Here is a 16,019-nt window from a genome sequence, read left to right as displayed (position 1 = left end):
CGCCGCCCCCCCCCGCCGCGGGGGGGGGCGCCCGCCGCGGCCCGGCGCCGGGGGGGGGGGCGGCGCCCCATCGACAGGTGGTGATGTCTCGGGGATCCGCTCCCCGGTCGGTTACTTGCGCCGGAAGTTCTCGGCGCTCTCCTTGCTGCACGGCTGCAGCGTGACGCGGCCGCCGTCCCCGCCCTTGAGGCACTTGTCGGCCTGGGCCGCGTGAAGGGTGCCGTCGACCAGGGAGAACTGCTGGGCCGGGTTCCCGCTGCAGTTCGCGATCTGGACGGTCGTACCGACTTCGGTGGCGCCCCCGGCGGCGTCCATGCACAGGCCCTTGGTACGGATGGTGCCGTCCTGGGCGAAGTCCCACTGCTGGTTGGGGAGGCCGTCGCAGGGCGCCAGGGCCAGCGGGGTGCCGTCGCTTCCGGCGGCGCCGCTGAGGCAGGTGTTCGTGGCGGCGTTGAGCAGCGGCCCACCCGGGGCACTCGGTCCACCCGGGGCACTCGGCCCACCCGGGTTGCCCGGGTTGCCCGGCGCGCCCGAGGGCGCCGGAGGAGCGGGGTTGCCGGGATCGGACGAGGGGGAGCCGCCCGGATCGGGCGAGGCGGGCTGGCCGGTGCCGGAGGGGGCGGGGCCGCCCGCCGACGGGGCGCCCGTGGGTGAGGCGTTGGTGAAGACGAAGACCAGGGTGGCGGCCACGGCGCAGACGACGGCCACCGCCGACACGAGGATGACGGTGCGGCGGCTGGACGACGGCTTGCCGCTCGGCTCCGCGGGAACGGCACGGGCCGCGGACACGGCGGCCGCCCGGGGCGACGGGGTGACCGTGACGTCCTTGACGTCGTCCGCGAGGGCCGGGGTGTCCAGCGCCGGGTTCAACGGATGCAGCACCGGCTCGGCCAGCAGCCGGGTGTCGATCAGGCCCCGGGAATCGATGGTGAACCGCCAGCGCGGGCGGTCACCACGGCCCAGGACCACCACGGACCACGGGGTCCTCGGATGGTCCGCCAGGTAGTGGACGCGCTCCCGGTCCCGCCCGCCGGGCATGCTCGCGAGGATCAGCACGCCGCCGGTCGGCTGGGACAGTGCCTCCGCGGCGTCGTCCAGGCTCTGCACCTCGGTCGTCCCGACCGGGTCCGCGGTACCGGGCTTGAAACCGACCCTGACCACCTGAACACCCCGCGACCACGGGTTGGTGGTCAGCTCACGTGTCCAGTCCTGGACGAGCGCCCGGGCGCGCCGGCTGTCGCCCTCCAGGGCGATGATCCCGCCGGAATTGGCGAGGTTGAGCAGGGCGAAGCCGTCGCTGTTGCTGCCGACGGACACCAGATGCGGATACGGCTCCCGCGCCGACTCCGCGACCTCCGCGGTCTGCACCCAGCGCAACTGGGCATACCAGGCACGGGCGTCGTGATCGGCGGTCCAGCCCGCCGGGGGCCGCCCGTCGGGAGTCTTCAGGAGGAACCGCACGCTGTCGGAGCCCACGATGACCGCATGGACCAACGGGACCTCGCGGCTCTCGCGCGCGCAGGCGGTGGCCAGCACCCGCATCACGCGGTCGACCGTCCACAGGCCGTGATCGGCGCGCAGGCCCCCCGCCAGAGGCTCCTTTTTTCGCTTGCCGAACAACCGGGTAAGCCAGTTGTCGGGGCGACCTCGATCGGCGGGTCGGCTGGGCTGTGTCACCTTCAACTCCTCGACTGGGGCCTGCCTGACGGCGAACGGATTCGCGCGGCTTCGCGGGCGTGAAAGGAACGTTGGCCGTCCTGGGCAGGGGTGTCAACGCTGGGCAGGGGGTGGGCTTGGGACCAAGGTCCCACCAGCGTACGGAAGGTGTGGACCCCGCACGAGGCCGTTCCTAGCATCGAGGCGTCCGTGCCGGGGAGTACCGGCGAGCGCCGATGTGCCGGATGACGGCCAAGGCAACAGCAGAAGGGATGTCTCTCATGGCGAACATGAACGTGACGTACGGCGAGATGCAGGACAGCGCGACCCGTATGCGCAACAACAAGTCCGACATCGACGCCAAGCTCAGCGAGTGCAAGAGCATCGTCGACAACCTGACCGCCAGCGGCTTCGTCACCGACCAGGCGTCCGGCAAGTTCGAAGAGGTGCACACCGAGTTCGTCACCTCGGCGAACACGGCGATGGAGACCCTGGACCAGCTGTCGCAGTGGCTGGACAAGGCGGTCAGCGCGATGCAGGACATGGACACCCAGCTGTCCGGCTCCCTGAACAAGAAGTAACGCGAAAAGCCGGTCGGCAGCGAGAGGGGGCGGCCATGCCCATGATGATCACCATCGCCCGGGACCCGGACGTGTCGGCCGATCTGGTCGTGGAGGCCGATCCGGACACCGTCGTACGCGACGTCGTCCGGAAACTGCTGGCCAGCGTCGGTGGTGGGGTGGCGGGCGGACAGCCGGGCGGCGCCGGCCTGCCGGAGGTCTACCTCGGCGGGCAGCTGCTCGACCTCGACCAGTCCCTCTCGCAGAGCGGCATCCACGACGGCAGCGTCCTCTGGCTGGACCGGCCCGGCAAGGGAACCAGGCGGCAGGCCGGCCTGGTCACCGTCCGGGCGGTGGCGGGCACGGGAGCCGGGCAGGTCTGGCACCTGGACGCCGGTGAGCACGTCATCGGGTCCCGGGGCCGGGTCCGGCTGGGGCGCGACCAACCGGCCCAGGCCGCCGTCATCCGGGTGTTCCTCGACGCGACGGTCCACCTCTCCGCGTCCACCGGGGACTCCTTCCTGGACCGTGTCCTGCTGCCCGGGCACGAGGTCCTCTGGGAGCCCTATGCGCAACTCCGTTGCGGGGAAACCCTGTTGGAGGTCCAGCCGGTCCAGCGCCCGGACGCCATCATCGACCCCTCTCCGGACGGCGAGTACCTGGACTACAACCGTCCGCCGCGGCTGCTGCCGCCGACCAAGCGCACCGAATTCCGTCTCCCCGCCGAGCCCAAGGCCCCGACACCGAACGCGCTGCCGTGGCTGGCCGCGTCCCTGCCGGCGGTCTTCGGCGGGGTGATCGCGCTGGTGTCGGACAACCCGATGTTCCTGCTCATGGCCGGGATGTCCCCGGTGATGATGATCGGGAACTGGATCTCCGGACGGCGCCAGGGCAAGGTCGGCCACCGCCGGAAGCTCGCCGAGTTCCACGAGAAGCGGGCCGAGATCGAACGGGAGATCGCCGAGGCGCTGGACCAGGAACGCCTGGACCGCCGCGCCGCCAGCCCCGACCCCGGCGAGCTACAGGTCATCGCGACCGGCCCGCACGCCCGGCTCTGGGAACGCCGCCGCGTCGACCCCGACCACCTCCTGGTCCGCGTGGGCATCGCCGACCTCCCCACCGAGGTCGTGGTGGAGGAGGAGGGCGACAACAACCGGCGCCGCCGCGACCTGCGGGCCGCGCCGGACGTCCCGGTCTCCTTCTCCCTCGCCCACGCGGGCGTCGTCGGCGTCGCCGGACACGAGGAATGGCCCCGGCAGATGGCCCGCTGGCTGGTCGGGCAGCTGGCGGTGCTGCAGAGCCCGCGCGACATGCAGCTCTACGTCCTGACCGACCCTGCGGGCGAACGGCTGTGGGAGTGGGCGGCCTGGCTGCCGCACACCCGGCCGCTGCTGGGACAGCAGGCCCTGGCGCTGGTCGGCGCGGACGCGCAGACCCTCAGCCACCGGGTCGCCGAGCTGATCGAGCTGATCCACGTCCGCAAGCAGGTGCGGCTCCAGGCCGGCGCGCGGGCGGTGCTGACCGACCCGGACATCGTCGTCGTGATGGACGGCGCCCGACGGCTGCGGGCACTGCCCGGAGTGGTGACCATCCTGCGTGAGGGCCCGGCCGTCGGCGTCTACTGCATCTGCGTGGACACCGACGAGCGGACCCTTCCGGAGGAGTGCGCCACCGTCGTCGTCGGCGGCGCGGGTTACCCGACGAGCCTGCGGCAGCAGCGCGCCGACCAGATCGACGGCATCCTCGCCGACGAGGTCGTGGACAGCTGGTACGAGGCCACCGGGCGCCGGCTCGCCCCGCTGCGGGACGTCAGCAAGAACCAGGGTGAGGCCGCGCTGCCCGGCAGCGCACGCCTGCTGGAGACCCTCGGCCTGGAGGAGCCCGACGCCGCCGCCGTCGCCGGAGGGTGGCGCGCCGGGGGGCGCAGCACCAAGGCCGTCGTCGGCTACTCGCTCGACGGCCCCTTCTCCCTCGACCTGGTCAGCCACGGCCCGCACGGCCTGGTGGCCGGCACCACGGGCTCCGGCAAGTCGGAGTTCCTCCAGACGCTGGTCGCGTCGCTGGCCGTGGCCAACCGCCCGGACGCCATGACGTTCGTGCTGATCGACTACAAGGGCGGCGCCGCCTTCAAGGAGTGCGTCCGTCTGCCGCACACCGTGGGGCTGGTGACGGACCTCGACCCCCATCTCGTCGAACGCGCCCTGACCTCCCTCGGCGCCGAGCTGACCCACCGCGAGCGCCTGCTCGCCGCCGCCGGCGCCAAGGACCTGGAGGACTACCTCGACTACGCGAGCCGTCGGCCCGAACTGGCGCCGATCCCGCGTCTGCTCATCGTCATCGACGAGTTCGCCTCCATGGCACGGGAACTGCCGGACTTCGTGACCGGCCTGGTGAACGTCGCCCAGCGGGGCCGCTCCCTGGGCATCCACCTGATCCTGGCCACCCAGCGGCCCTCCGGCGTGGTCTCCGCGGAGATCCGCGCCAACACCAACCTGCGGATCGCGCTGCGGGTGACCGACGCGGGGGAGAGCAGCGACGTCATCGACGACAGCGAGGCCGCCAACATCTCCGCGTCGACCCCCGGACGGGCCTACGCCCGCCTCGGGCACAGCTCGCTGATCCCCTTCCAGACCGGCCGCGTGGGGGGCCGCCGCCCGTCGGCGAACCGGACGAACGAGGTAGCCGTGCCGTTCCTCCAGCCGGTCTCCTGGCTGGACCTGGGACTGCCCGCACCGCAGCGCCCGCGCGTCGCCGGGGAGACCGACGAGGCGACCGACCTGTCGGTCCTGGTCAAGTCGGTCCGGCAGGCGGGGGAGTTGCTGAACATCCCCCCGCAGCGCCGCCCCTGGCTCCCGCCGCTGCCGCTGTCCCCGGTGGTCGAGCTGGCGAAGGAACCGGTCTACGGCTCCGGGAAGGACCCCGTCTTCTCCTGGGCGCTCCAGGACCTGCCGACGCAGCAGCGGCAGGAACCGGCGACGGTGGACATGGCCACCTTCAGCCACCTGCACATCATCGGCGCCCCGCGCTCGGGCCGCTCGGCGGCGCTGCGCACCTTCGCCGCCGCCGCGGCCAGCGCCTCCAGCGTGACCGATCTGCATCTGTACGGGCTCGACTGCGGCAACGGCGCGCTGCTCTCCCTGAGCAGGCTGCCGCACTGCGGCGCGGTGGTGCAGCGTACGGAGACGGACCGCGCGGTCCGGCTGCTCAAGCGGCTCCACGACGAGGTGCAGCGGCGCCAGCGGCTGCTCGGCGAGTCCGGGTTCGCCGATGTCGCCGAGCAGCGGGCGGCCCGGCCCGCCGACGAGCGGCTGCCGCACATCGTGCTGCTGCTGGACCGCTGGGAGGGCTTCATGGGCACTCTCGGCGAGTACGACGGCGGGACGCTCGCCGAAATGATCCAGACCCTCCACCGCGAAGGCGGCAGCGCGGGCGTGCACCTCGTCATCGCGGGTGACCGGATGCTGCTGAGCGGCCGGATGGCGTCGCTGTGCGAGGACAAGCTCATCCTGCGGCTCTCGGACCGCACGGACGCCAGCCTGGCCGGGCTCAACCCGCGCAAGATCCCCGAGAACCTGCCGCCGGGCCGCGGCTACCGCGCGATCAACGCGATCGAGACCCAGGTCGCCCTGGTCGCGGCCGATCCGGCGGGCCCGGCACAGGTCGCCGCGGTACACGCGCTGGCCGACCGGCTGATCGAGCGGGAGGCCGCGGTCCCGAAGTCGGCCCGGCCGAACCGCATCGCGGTGATGCCGACCGAGCTCTCCTTCGAGCAGGCATGGGAGATGGTCGGGACGCCGGAGCGGATGTGGGCGCTGGTGGGCGTGGCCGGCGACGACCTCGAACCGGTCGGCGCCGACCTCCGCGGAGACCAGCCGACCTTCCTGGTCGCGGGGCCGTCCCGGTCCGGGCGCAGCACGGCACTGGGCGTGATGACGGAGTCGCTGCTGCGCGGCGGCACCGAGGTGGTGATCGGGGCGCCGATGAACTCCCCGCTGCGCGCCTTCGCCGGACGGGCCGGTGTCCGCGGCGTCCTCACCGACGAGCAGCCCACGGAGCAGCAGTTCGCCGAACTGCTCGACCCGGGCGACGGGCCGGTGGTGCTCGTCGTCGACGACGCCGAGATGTGGCGCGACCTGATCTGCCGTGACTGGCTGAAGACCTTCGTCCGCAAGGCGTCCGGCAGCAATCGCGGCGTGATCATCGGCGGCGACGTCGCCACGGTGGGCGTGGGCTTCTCCGGCTGGCAGTCGGAGATCAAGAAGAACCGCCGCGGTGTCCTGCTGTCGCCGCCCAACCTGGGAGACGGCGACCTGGTGGGCGTCAGACTCTCCCGTGCCCAGGTGGCCGCGAAGGTCGTGCCGGGCGCCGGCCTGCTGCACCTGGGCAGCGGCACCCTGATGACCACGCAGATTCCGACGGCGGTCCCTCCCACGGCGGCCGCGGACAACCGTAGGGGGCAGTGATGGCAGACCTCGTGGTGAAGGACCTCCAGGAGCTGGTCAGCGACCTCAACGAGCTCATCAGTCAGTTCGAGGGGGCGCTCGACTTCCAGAACGACGACAAGGGGCTCTGGGGCCAGCTCAACGCCAATCTCTCGATGGGTGACTTCGCCGACAACTGGACCATCCACCGTGACGACATGGTCAAGAGCATGAAGAGCTTCCGCGACAAGGTGTCCAAGCTCGACGAGGCATTCGCGGACGGGGACCAGCAGTTGCTGGACACGTTCAAGAAGAAGGACGGCTGAGGCGGGCCGGGAAGGGCTGAGGAGAACCGATGTCAATCAGGAAACTCGACTGGTCACCGCTGGACCGGGACTCGGACCCCATCCACGCCGACCTCGATGAGGTGCACAGCGCGCAGAAGCGCTACGAGGGCATCTCCGAAACCATCGACGACGCCGTCGCCAAGCTGGACAAGATCGTCACCGCGGGCAGCGAGGCCCTCGTGGGCCAGTACGTCGAGGGTCTCAAGGACGACGCGAAGTCGATCAAGGAAAGCCTGGAGAAGGCCGGGGTCCGCTACCACGACGTCGCGAGCGAGATCAAGAAGTACGAACCGGATCTGGAACACGGCCTGAAGGAGACCGCGGCCGCCCGCACCGACGCCGAAGAGGCCAAGGGCGACCAGACCAAGGCCAAGAACATGCCGGATCCGGAGAAGGATTCGGACGGCGAGATCTCCGACGAGGAGAAGGACAAGGGCACCGCCAAGGACAAGGCCGGCAAGAACGCCGACGGGAAGCTGGACGCGGCGAAGACGCGGCTCAACAACGCCATCGACGCGCTCAACGTGGCCGGTAAGCGGTTCGGCGACGCGGTCAACTGCAACAAGTACGACGACGGCCTGACCGACTCCACCAAGGACAAGATCGATGCCGTGCTGGCGAAGATCGGTGAGATCTTCGGCTGGATCGGCCTGGCCCTCGGCATCCTCGCCATCCTCATCCCAGGGGTGAACCTCCTGATCTTTGCGGGAATCGCGGCGGGTGTGGTCTCACTCGTCGCCAGCGCCGTGCTCTACGCGGACGGCAAGGGCAGCATCCTCGACGTCGTCATGGCGGCCGTCGGCGTCGGTCTCGCCGGGCTCGGCGGTATCGCCTCGTTGGTGACCAAGGGAATCTCCAGCACCGCCAAGATCACCACCCTCGGCAAGTGGAGCTTCCGTCCGCTGGCCGGGGGCGGAAAGAACATCGAGATGGTCCCGCTCGGGCCGGGCGGGCGTGCGTTGGGGGGCGGGCCCGGTCGGATTCCGAACTTCTCCAGGCCGTTCGGTCCGGGCAACAACTTCTTCAACCCGAACAACGCGGCCGGCAACTGGCGGAACATGTCGGAGTGGTTCAACAACCCGGCCACCGACTGGCTGCTCAAGAAGGGCGGATTCCCCACCCCCGAAACCGGTTTCTGGGGCTCCGCCGGGTCCCAGTTCAAGGATGCCGGCAAGTTCTGGGGCAATCTGTTCAAGAATCCGATGACGTTCGGCAAGGACTTCGGCAGCGTCGTCGGCGGGATCCAGGGCGCCCGCGACCTGTCGACCATCGTGAAGGCGGCCGGCCTCGGGAACATCAACAAACTCTGGTACGTCTGGGGCGGCGTGAACGGCGCCTTCGGCCTCGGCGGAATGATCTACGCCGGCGGACGCAACATGCACTGGATCCCGGACGTCAACCCGCCCGGCGTGGTCGCCACCTGAGGAGGGGGAAGGAAACGATGAGCGAGAAACTCTCGGCGCTGACCGACATCCCCTGGCACTGGGAATGGGTGCCGGGCGACGTGCCCGGCGAGGGGGAGGACGACCCCTGGGCCGCGCACATGGCCGAACTCTTCAAGGAGTGGACGTCCGAAGGGCTGGATGCCGCCCGGCAGTCCTGGACCGAGGAGGTCGGGGGCGAGTTCCCGATCACCGGGGACGCGGTGGGGCACAGCGTCGCCGCGTGGCTGCGCGAGCGCGCGGCCCAGCTGCCCGCCTGGTCGCGGCTCGCGTGGGGCGCGGCGTTCCTGGAGGAGGGCGCGCCGCGCTGGGCGCCGGTTCCGGTCGTCGTGGAGTTCCACCGCCCCGAGGCCGAGGACCCGAACTACCTCCTGGAACTGATGGGCGCCGGTGGCGTCGAGGGCGACGCCCGGCCGCCCACGGTGGAGTACGTGACCACCCTGAGCGGTGACGGGTTCCGGGTCTTCGCCCTGGGGCGGACGTCCGACGGCGCGGCCTACGGGCGTGTCGGGGCGGCGCTGCGCCTCGACATCCCCCAGGGCGGCGACCGCGCGGACGTCGGCGTGGACGTCCTGCTGTCGACGCTCGTGCTCGACATGGGACTGATGGCCGTGATCGGCTCGGGAACGGAGCAGTTGATGCAGCAGATCGCCGAGGAGAGCGTGCCGAAGCCCGACGGGGGCCAGGCCCGGCTCGGCTTCCACGTACCGCAGGGCGAGGTGCAGTCGTGATCGACTTCGAACTGGTCCTGCCCGACGGCTGGGTGCAGATCCCCACCACCACGGACACGACCAAGCTGCGCGGCCGGGTCATCGACGAGCTGATCCGCCATCACCTGCCCGACTCGCTGCCGCGCGACAAGGCGGGCCCCTTCCGCCGCATGCTCCGCAAGGAACTCGTCGCGGCGACCGACGAGGCCGCGCGGCAGGGCGCCCGCTCGGTGCTGATGCCGCTGCGCGATTTCAACGGCGTCCGGCTGCCCGGGTCCTTGGTGGTCACCGTCATCGAAAGCGGTGAGGAGGACGAGGACGCGGAGGCCCTGCTGGCGTCCATCCTCGCCGATGCGGGGGACTCCGGGAGCTACCTGGAGGTCGGCCAGGCACCGGCGGTCCGCCTCGCTGCCGTCGTGGACAGCGCCCGCGCCGGACGCAAGGCGCCGTCCTGGCGGGTCTCGTACTACGTGTCCCACCCGGACGCGCCCGGGGTGTGGGGACTTCTGACCTACACCGTGCTGACCGACGGCGACCTGGAGGCCGAGCCGGTCAAGGCCGTCATGCTGCTCTTCGACATGATCGTGTCGACGCTGCGCTGGTCGGACCGGATCGACGCCCCGACCGAGGACGAAGTCCTCGCGGAACTCGACACGTTGGCCCCCGCAGCGGCGGCGGGACCACCGGCCGGCGAAGCAGGTGCACCCGCATGAGGCGGGTATGAAGAGAACATGAAGCCGGCTCCGGCATGCTGACGGCATGAGCGCCAGTGCCACCTCTTCCCTCCAGCAGAACACCGCCGAGCGGATACGCATCGCCATCGTCAGCCCGGACATCCTGGCCCGGATCAAGCAGGTGTTCGCGGACAAGAACCTCGACGTGGACATCGTCCACATGCCGTACGTCGAGGTCGATGTCCGGCCGGCGAGCGGCGTCCCCGCCACCGCCCGGCTCGTGCTGGAGGCCGTGCCGGACCGGCGGGCGGGCGGCATCATCCGCCGCGGCCCGCGGGCGGCGCGACGGCTGTGCGCGGAGTACCGGCTGAACGTCGTCGGCCAGACCGGGGACACGGGCCCGGCAATCGACCCGCGGGACCGGCAGGAACCCGCCCCGGCGCCGGAGGCACCGGACGACGGGTCCCGCCCCGCGGAGTCCTCTCTCTCCCGGCGCCAGCACGAGGTGATGACCCTGGTCTCCCGCGGCGCGCGCAACGCCGAGATCGCCGAACGGCTGCGCCTCAGCGAGAAAACCGTGAAGAACCACCTCAACCGCATCTTCCGGCAGTTGGGCGCGAACAGCCGGGTCGAAGCGGTGGTGCTGTGGCAGCGCGGTCAGCGCAACGGGGTGACGCCGCCCAGCGCCGTGCAGCGGATCGGTGCCGCCGGACCCGCGTCGATGGCGTCCAGCGCGGCCACGAGGCCGGTGACGGCGGTGGCCTCCGCCATACCCAGCTCCGCCACCTTCTCCCGTGCCTGGTCCGCCAGACCCTCGGCCGACCGCTGGGACCCCGTCGGCCACGGCATCCTGGCCAGACCGGAGAGGGCCAACGCCTCGTGATAGCGGTCGCCGTTGGCGGAGCACAGGGTGAGCGCGTCCTGGAAATACCGCCCCGCCGCCTCGGTGTCCCCGAGCCCGTACTCCGCCAGGCCCAGGTTGATCAGCAGGTTCGCCTCCAGCAGCGGGTCCCGGGAGCGCCGGGCCGCCTCCAGGCCGGGAACGCCGTAGCGCACTGATTCCTCGAACTCGCCGTGCGCGGCGTGCAGTCCGCAGAGGACGTCGAGGCAGCCGGACCGGTGATACGCGGAGCCGGTCCGGCAGGCCAGCGTCAATGCCCGTTCCGCGTACCGGAGCGCCACCGGGTGCTCGGTCTCCCGCAGCGTGGCGGCCAGGTTGCCGAGCAGGCTGGTGCGCAGCAGGTCGTCGTCGAGCTCGTCGGCGAGCCGCAGCCCGTGCTCCAGCTGCTCCACGGCCGATGCGTTCCGCCCCAGCCGGGAGTGGGCCACGCCCAGGTGGTTGAGGAGGGCGGCCTCGGCCGTGCGGTTCCCGGTCAGTTCGGCGCTGCGCAGGCCGATCCGCAGCGTTTCGGCCCAGTCCTGGGCCTGCCCGGCCGTGGCGAAGTAGTCGAAGAGCAGGTAGGTCAGCTGCCAGGCCGCGTCGTGGCAACCGATCCGATGCGCCGTGCGGACGAGCGGACCGAGGTTCTCCCACTCCTGGGCGCACCACGCCACCAGCTCCTGCCGGTCCGCGAACCGCGGCGCCTCCCCGCCCGCGGCTTCGGCCGCGACGCCGAACGGCAGGGGCGGTCCGTCGGGGGTGTGGCTGCGCGACAGCTTCTGCAGATGCCAGCGCAGCGCCCGCTCCAGCGCCCGGCGCCGCGAAGCGGCGGACTCCCCGCCCCGGCACACCTCCTCCGCGTAGATGCGGGTGAGATCGTGCATCACATAGCGGTTGCCGGAGACTTCCAGCAGATTCTGGGCGGCCAGGCTCCGCAGCGCGTCCGCCGCGGCCGGGGCCGGGGCGTCCAGCAGGGCGGCGGCCGTCTCCAGCCGGATGCTGCCGCCCGGGAAGAGGCCGAGGACGCGGAAGGCGTGTGCCTCCTCGGCGGGGAGCTTGGCGTAGGAGCAGGAGAGCACCCCGCGGACGGAGGCCAGCTCGTCGCCGGGGATCTCCAGCGTGTCGAGCCGGCGCCACACGTCCTCCAGGTCGGCCACCATGTCGGCGATCTGCGGCCGTGGGCCCGCGGACACCTGGTCGGCGACGATGCGCAGCGCCAGCGGCAGATGGCCGCACAGTTCCGCGAGGCGGCGGGCCGCCGTGGCCTCCTCGCCGACCCGGGCCCCGCCGATCGCGTCGGAGAGCAGTTCCAGGGACTCCCCGGCGTCGAACGGAGACAGCGTCACCCGGCGGGCGGAGTACCGGACCGCGAGGCCACCGAGCCGATTGCGGCTGGTGACGAGGGTGAAGGACGGACCGCCGCCGGGCAGGAGGCCGTCCAGCTGGTCGGCGGACTCGGCGTTGTCGAGGACGATGAGCAGCCGCTTGTTCCGCACGAGGCTGCGCCACAGCGCGATGCGCGCCTCCTCGCCTGCGGGGATCGCCCCGGCGCCGAGGGAGGTGAGCAGATGGTGGAGCACGTCCGCCGGTGTGCCGGCCGGGCGCTTGGGGTCGAAGCCCCGCAGGTTCACGTACAGCTGGCCGTCCGGGTAGGCATCGGCGAGCTGATGGCCGCAGTGCACGGCGAGCGCGGTTTTTCCGACGCCGCCGACCCCGACGATCATCGCGATGCGCGACGCCCCGGGCGACGGTGCGCGCGCCGCCTCCAGTACCTGCCGCATGGACTCGGCGCGGCCCGCGAACCTGCCCACGCCCTGTGGCAGTTGAGCCGGTCGTACCGGTTCGGCAGCCGCCGGCGCCGGTCCGGCCGGAGGGTCGGTGAGCAGCGACCCGTACAGCGCCCGCAACTCCGCCGTCGGATCGATCCCCAGATCGTCGGCGAGGCGTTTGCGCAGGCCGTGGTAGTGGGCGAGGGCGTCGGCGGTGCGGCCGCTCCGGTGGAGCGCCGTCATCAGCAGGGCGCTCAACCGCTCGTGGTACGGATGGTCCGGGAGCTGTCGTTGCAACTGGTCGGTCACCCGCTCGGGTTGGCCGAGGTCCAGCAGGGACTCGGCGCGCTCCAGCAGCAGACTCAGCCGCAGTTCCGAGACCCGGGTCCGGTGCGCGGCGGCGAGCGGGCCGGGGAGTCCGCTGAGCGGGGAGCCCGGTTGCCAATGCGCCAGTGCGTGGTCGTAGGCGCTGACGGCTGCGGCCGGTTCCTGCCGCGCCCGGCTGCTGCGGGCCCGCTCCGCCAGCCGTTCCACCACGGTGACGTCCAGGTGCGAGGGGTCGAGGCGGAGTGCGTAGCCCTGTCCGGAGCTGGTCGTCGGAAGTGGTGGATCGCCGGGTCCGGTCAGGATCCGGCGGAGACCGGATACGTAGGTGTGGAGGCTGCCGACCGCGGTGGCCGGGGGCGACTCGCCCCAGAGGCCGTCGATCAACTCGTCCCGGGAGACCGTGTTTCCGGTCCGCAGCGCGAGGATGGCGAACGTCGCGCGCTGCTTCGGGGGGCCGAGGGTCAGCTCCCGCTCCCCGGCGTACGCGCGAAGCGGCCCGAGGGTCTCGACCCTCAGGAAGTCGCCACGCGGCATCGACATGGGGCCTCCAACGGATAGTGCTGTGCTGTGCTCTGTACGCCGCCGTGCGGGCACGCCGGGATCGCCGCGTGCGGGAGGGGTCCGGGCCCGTCCAGTCTCCGGGCTTCCCGCCAGGATGTTCAAGTCGGGACGGGGGGCGAGCAGGCGCATTCGGGCAGCGGAGAGCGTGTGGCGGGCATCGGTGTGCGCCGGTCGAGGTGGGGGCGCGGTGGCTGTTTCTGATGCTCAGCCAAACGCAGGGCGAGATCGGGGAGTTCGCTTTCCGTGACGCGGTATGGACGCGCCCGGTGCGGCGCCCCTAGCCTGATGTTGGTCTAGACCGCAGCCGGTTTCGCGGTCCTTTTCGCGTGCCGTGGTGTTCCACCGGCCTGTGCGGCGGCGCCGCCCAACAGGCCCGCTCGGTAAGGCAATTCCCCCACAGCGGCTGCTTCCTGCCCGGTTCCCGGAGCCCGCGAAGCCCGGCTCTCCTGTCCGGCGGGCGGCCGCACGAAGGAGTTCCCGATGAGATCACGTATCGCCGCCCTGATCGGCGCCGCCACCCTGGCCCTGGGTGTGGCCGTCCTGGCGCCCGCCGCGCCCGCGGGGGCCGCGCCCGGGTGTACCCCGACCGCCCTCGCCTGTGCGAACGCCGAGGCCAGGGCCGAGGGGTTCGTCGTCAGCGAGGCCCAGTTCCAGCAGATGTTCCCGAACCGGAACGCGTTCTACACGTACCAGGGTCTGACCGATGCGCTCAGCGCCTACCCGGAGTTCGCGAACACCGGAAGCGACACGGTGAAGCGGCAGGAGGCGGCCGCCTTCCTCGCCAACGTCAGCCATGAGACCGGCGGTCTCGTCTACGTCGTGGAGCAGAACACCGGAAACTACCCGCACTACTGCGACGCGACCCAGCCCTACGGCTGCCCCGCCGGTCAGGCCGCGTACTACGGCCGGGGTCCCATCCAGCTGAGCTGGAACTTCAACTACAAGGCCGCCGGTGACGCGCTCGGCATCGACCTGCTGAACAATCCGTCGCTGGTGGAGCAGGATCCCGCCGTCGCCTGGAAGACCGCGCTCTGGTACTGGAACACGCAGAAGGGCCCGGGCACCATGACGCCGCACGACGCGATGGTCAACGGCGCGGGCTTCGGCGAGACGATCCGCGCCATCAACGGGACCCTCGAATGCAACGGCGGCAACCCCGGGCAGGTGCAGAGCCGGATCGACAACTACCAGAACTTCGTCCAGATTCTGGGGACCGTGCCTGGCTCCAACCTGAGCTGCTGAGACGGCGAAGGGGCCGCTGGAGCGGTGAGCCCGCACGCCCGGCCGGGACCCGGAGGTCCCGACCGGGCGTGCGGGCTCCGTGTGCGGGTTGCGTGTGCGAGCTCCGAGGGAGGGTCGCCCCCGGCCCCGTCCCCGGACTGCCGCAGCGGCGTCACTGGAATGCCCCGCCCCGCGGCGCCATGCGGCGTGTCAGCTGCTATCACGGGTGGCAGGCACGTTATCTGCCTTATGTGGCTTTTCCCGCCCCGGACCCCAGAGGAGGCATCCGCATGGATGCAGCAGCACCGGCTCCGAACGGCTCCACCGCCACGTCCTCCGCCGCCACGTCCTCCGCCGCCACGGAGGAGGAGGCGCCGATCCACATCCTCTGGATCAACGCCGGTCTGAGCTGCGACGGCGACTCCGTGTCGCTGACCGCCGCCACCCAGCCCAGCATCGAACAGATCGCCCTCCAGGGGCTGCCCGGTCTGCCCAGGATCGCCGTGCACTGGCCGCTGATCGACTTCGAATGCGGCCCGGTCCAGGGCGCGGACACCTTCATCGAGTGGTTCTTCAAGGCGGAGCGCGGCGAGATCGAACCGTTCGTGCTGGTCATCGAGGGATCCATCCCCAACGAGGCGATCAAGGCCGAGGGGTACTGGTGCGGCTTCGGCGACGACCCCGCCACCGGCCAGCCGATCACCACCAGCGAATGGATCGACCGCCTCGCCCCCAAGGCCCTCGCCGTCGTCGCCATCGGCACCTGCGCCGCCTACGGCGGCATCCACGCCATGGAGGGCAACCCCACCGGCGCGATGGGCGTCCCCGACTACCTCGGCTGGGACTGGAAATCCGGCGCCGGCATCCCGATCGTCTGCGTACCGGGCTGCCCCATCCAGCCGGACAACTTCGCCGAGACCCTGACCTACCTCCTTTACCAGGCGGCGGGCTCGGCCCCGATGATCCCGCTGGACGACAAGCTGCGCCCCACCTGGCTGTTCGGCGCCACCGTCCACGAGGGCTGCGACCGCGGCGGCTACTACGAACAGGGCGATTTCGCCACCACCTACGACTCGCCCAAGTGCCTGGTCAAACTGGGCTGTTGGGGCCCGGTCGTCAAGTGCAACGTCGCCAAACGCGGCTGGATGGACGGGATCGGCGGCTGTCCCAACGTCGGCGGCATCTGCATCGCCTGCACCATGCCCGGCTTCCCCGACAAGTTCATGCCGTTCATGGACCCGCCGCCCGGCAGCAAGGTCTCCAGCACCGCCAGCGGCCTCTACGGCGGCGTCATCCGCCGCCTGCGCGACATCACCCGCAAGACGGTGGACAAGGAGCCGCGCTGGCGCCACACCGGCACCGAACTCACCACCGGCTACCACGCCCCGTGGTGACGGCCCCGCCGCCACCCGACCCGACCGACCTCCCCGCTTGACGAAGGTGAAGGGCAC

10 protein-coding genes and 1 pseudogene are annotated in these 16,019 nt (G+C 71.5%); 9 read left to right on the top strand and 2 right to left on the bottom strand.

The annotated features are described in order from the left end of the window. Positions 1–111: 111 nt before the first annotated feature. Positions 112–1,677 carry a ricin-type beta-trefoil lectin domain protein gene (locus ACFWWQ_RS01785; RefSeq protein ID WP_384588428.1) on the bottom strand — a complete coding sequence of 522 codons (1,566 nt, stop codon included), beginning with the start codon at positions 1,675–1,677 and terminating at the stop codon, positions 112–114. 260 nt (positions 1,678–1,937) lie between these two features. Here ACFWWQ_RS01785 and ACFWWQ_RS01780 point away from each other — a divergent pair, with 260 nt between their 5' ends. The 7 genes and pseudogenes from ACFWWQ_RS01780 to ACFWWQ_RS01750 form a co-directional block, all read left to right on the top strand. Beyond that, positions 1,938–2,237, top strand: a complete 300-nt coding sequence (locus tag ACFWWQ_RS01780; protein ID WP_384588425.1) for a WXG100 family type VII secretion target — start codon at positions 1,938–1,940, stop codon at positions 2,235–2,237. A 35-nt stretch (positions 2,238–2,272) separates the two neighbouring features. Continuing rightward, the gene (locus ACFWWQ_RS01775; protein ID WP_384588422.1) at positions 2,273–6,679 is read left to right on the top strand and encodes an FtsK/SpoIIIE domain-containing protein; all 4,407 of its coding nucleotides are present in this window, start codon (positions 2,273–2,275) and stop codon (positions 6,677–6,679) included. Next, positions 6,679–6,963: a hypothetical protein gene (locus ACFWWQ_RS01770; protein WP_384588419.1), complete on the top strand. Its 285-nt coding sequence runs from the start codon at positions 6,679–6,681 to the stop codon at positions 6,961–6,963. The genes ACFWWQ_RS01775 and ACFWWQ_RS01770 overlap by 1 nt, the downstream gene beginning before the upstream one ends. Positions 6,964–6,992: 29 nt before the next feature. Then, positions 6,993–8,408: a hypothetical protein gene (locus ACFWWQ_RS01765; protein ID WP_384588416.1), complete on the top strand. Its 1,416-nt coding sequence runs from the start codon at positions 6,993–6,995 to the stop codon at positions 8,406–8,408. A 17-nt stretch (positions 8,409–8,425) separates the two neighbouring features. Next, positions 8,426–9,157 carry a hypothetical protein gene (locus ACFWWQ_RS01760; protein ID WP_384588414.1) on the top strand — a complete coding sequence of 244 codons (732 nt, stop codon included), beginning with the start codon at positions 8,426–8,428 and terminating at the stop codon, positions 9,155–9,157. Then, on the top strand, positions 9,154–9,849 hold the full coding sequence (locus tag ACFWWQ_RS01755; protein WP_384588411.1) for a hypothetical protein: 696 nt from the start codon (positions 9,154–9,156) through the stop codon (positions 9,847–9,849). The genes ACFWWQ_RS01760 and ACFWWQ_RS01755 overlap by 4 nt, the downstream gene beginning before the upstream one ends. A gap of 46 nt (positions 9,850–9,895) precedes the next feature. Further along, positions 9,896–10,444, top strand: a pseudogene (locus tag ACFWWQ_RS01750) (response regulator transcription factor); the annotation flags it as partial. A 23-nt stretch (positions 10,445–10,467) separates the two neighbouring features. On the opposite strand, the gene ACFWWQ_RS01745 reads toward ACFWWQ_RS01750, so the two are convergent. Beyond that, positions 10,468–13,326: a BTAD domain-containing putative transcriptional regulator gene (locus ACFWWQ_RS01745; RefSeq protein WP_384588408.1), complete on the bottom strand. Its 2,859-nt coding sequence runs from the start codon at positions 13,324–13,326 to the stop codon at positions 10,468–10,470. 501 nt (positions 13,327–13,827) lie between these two features. Here ACFWWQ_RS01745 and ACFWWQ_RS01740 point away from each other — a divergent pair. After that, the gene (locus tag ACFWWQ_RS01740) at positions 13,828–14,589 is read left to right on the top strand and encodes a chitinase (RefSeq protein ID WP_384588405.1); all 762 of its coding nucleotides are present in this window, start codon (positions 13,828–13,830) and stop codon (positions 14,587–14,589) included. 269 nt (positions 14,590–14,858) lie between these two features. Next, positions 14,859–15,962, top strand: a complete 1,104-nt coding sequence (locus ACFWWQ_RS01735) for a hydrogenase expression protein HypE (protein ID WP_384588402.1) — start codon at positions 14,859–14,861, stop codon at positions 15,960–15,962. Positions 15,963–16,019: the final 57 nt, after the last annotated feature.

The organism is Streptomyces sp. NPDC059080, assembly GCF_042739975.1.
In the GTDB taxonomy this organism is placed as follows: Bacteria; Actinomycetota; Actinomycetes; order Streptomycetales; family Streptomycetaceae; genus Streptomyces; species Streptomyces benahoarensis.
This window is presented reverse-complemented; position numbering and strand designations above follow the sequence as displayed.

Excerpts from the sequence above, each read along its gene's own strand:
- ACFWWQ_RS01775 (WP_384588422.1), top strand. The coding sequence starts at position 2,273 with ATGCCCATGATGATCACCATCGCCCGGGACCCGGACGTGTCGGCCGAT.
- ACFWWQ_RS01740 (WP_384588405.1), top strand. The coding sequence starts at position 13,828 with ATGAGATCACGTATCGCCGCCCTGATCGGCGCCGCCACCCTGGCCCTG.
- ACFWWQ_RS01765 (WP_384588416.1), top strand. The coding sequence starts at position 6,993 with ATGTCAATCAGGAAACTCGACTGGTCACCGCTGGACCGGGACTCGGAC.
- ACFWWQ_RS01745 (WP_384588408.1), bottom strand. The coding sequence starts at position 13,326 with ATGTCGATGCCGCGTGGCGACTTCCTGAGGGTCGAGACCCTCGGGCCG.
- ACFWWQ_RS01780 (WP_384588425.1), top strand. The coding sequence starts at position 1,938 with ATGGCGAACATGAACGTGACGTACGGCGAGATGCAGGACAGCGCGACC.
- ACFWWQ_RS01760 (WP_384588414.1), top strand. The coding sequence starts at position 8,426 with ATGAGCGAGAAACTCTCGGCGCTGACCGACATCCCCTGGCACTGGGAA.
- ACFWWQ_RS01770 (WP_384588419.1), top strand. The coding sequence starts at position 6,679 with ATGGCAGACCTCGTGGTGAAGGACCTCCAGGAGCTGGTCAGCGACCTC.
- ACFWWQ_RS01735 (WP_384588402.1), top strand. The coding sequence starts at position 14,859 with ATGGATGCAGCAGCACCGGCTCCGAACGGCTCCACCGCCACGTCCTCC.